Origin of the sequence: Nodularia sp. UHCC 0506, assembly GCF_034931045.1 — a bacterium.
GTDB lineage: Bacteria > Cyanobacteriota > Cyanobacteriia > Cyanobacteriales > Nostocaceae > Nodularia.
This window is the reverse complement of the sequence record NZ_JAYGHH010000051.1, coordinates 5,288-6,559: the sequence shown is the minus strand read 5'-3', so window position 1 is coordinate 6,559 and position 1,272 is coordinate 5,288. Positions and strand designations below refer to the sequence as shown.

Genomic DNA, 1,272 nt, shown 5'->3' with positions numbered 1-1,272 from the left:
AGATTTCTTCAGCCAGCCCTACTTAATAACCAGTTATTAATATGGTTCATCTAGGGGATTAATCGCGATCGCCTAGATTTATGGTGTTTTTTTCCTGTAATACTGTATGGGCGGTTACTTTTACCGGAAGATGTCAAGATTTAATTAAATAACTTTACAAAGTTTAAGATTTATTTTACAATTTTTTACATAGCAGCTAAACCTCTGATTAATTTTGAATATGGCTTTAACTATCCAGTCCGCTCAGAATATCTTCTCTAATACTCAGGTTCCCAGCCCGATCCCCGCTACTATCGCCTTGTTCGATCAACTCGGTGTGGATGACCAACTGGCATATCTTTGGTACGCCTACACTGAAATGGGTAAGACCATTACTCCCGCAGCACCTGGAGCCGCACGCCTGCAACTAGCAGAAAGTTTGCTCACCCAAATTAAAAAAATGTCTCCTGAAGAGCAAACCCAAGTCATGCGGGATCTTGCTAATCGTGCTGATTCTCCCATTAGCCGTTCCTATGGTTTTTTCAGTGTTAATACCAAGCTGGCTTTTTGGTACGAGTTGGGAGAATTGATGAAGCAGGGTGTAGTTGCTCCTATTCCCAGTGGTTATCAAATGACTCCTGGTGTACAAGTAGTGCTAGAAGCCACCAAGAAACTTGATCCAGGTCAGCAAATTACAGTGCTGCGGAACACTGTAGTAAATATGGGATTCGATACCTCTGATTTGGGGCCAAGTAGCTATCCTAAAGCCGTTGAGGAACCTGCATTTGCTCGGACTGCTCCATCCATCTCCTCAGTCAAAATTGATGGCGTTACAGAGCCTGCTGTACTCAGCTACATTGAAGCGATGAATGCTGACGACTTTGATAAAGCTATTAGTCTGTTTACTGCTGAAGGTGCGCTACAACCACCATTCCAAAAACCAATTGTAGGGCATGAGGCGATCGCCAAATATATGCGCGAAGAAGCCCAAGGACTAAACATGATGCCAAAACAAGGTATCTGTGAAAATCAGCCTGATGGTTCTAAGCAACTTAAAATTACAGGTGTTGTCCAAACTCCTTGGTTCGGTGTAACTGTGGGTATGAATATTGCTTGGCGGTTCTTAATCAATCCCGAAGGCAAAATTTTCTTCGTCGCAATTGATATGTTGGCTTCTCCTGAAGAACTGTTAAGTCTGCGTCGCGTTTAATCCCACAGGGTAGGCATTGCCTATCCTACTAAAATATTTCTCAAATTTGCCAGACATTAACCACATTTAAATAGGGCTTGCTG

At 42.7% G+C, this 1,272-nt stretch carries 1 protein-coding gene; it reads left to right on the top strand.

Annotation, left to right across the window (positions count from 1 at the left end; all coding sequences use genetic code 11):
• The first annotated feature begins 220 nt into the window (after positions 1-220).
• Positions 221-1,189, top strand: a complete 969-nt coding sequence (locus VB654_RS21000; RefSeq protein ID WP_323215742.1) for an orange carotenoid protein N-terminal domain-containing protein — start codon at positions 221-223, stop codon at positions 1,187-1,189.
• The last annotated feature ends 83 nt before the right edge of the window (positions 1,190-1,272 follow it).

Coding starts and splice junctions, on each gene's coding strand:
- VB654_RS21000 (WP_323215742.1), top strand. CDS start 221: ATGGCTTTAACTATCCAGTCCGCTCAGAATATCTTCTCTAATACTCAG.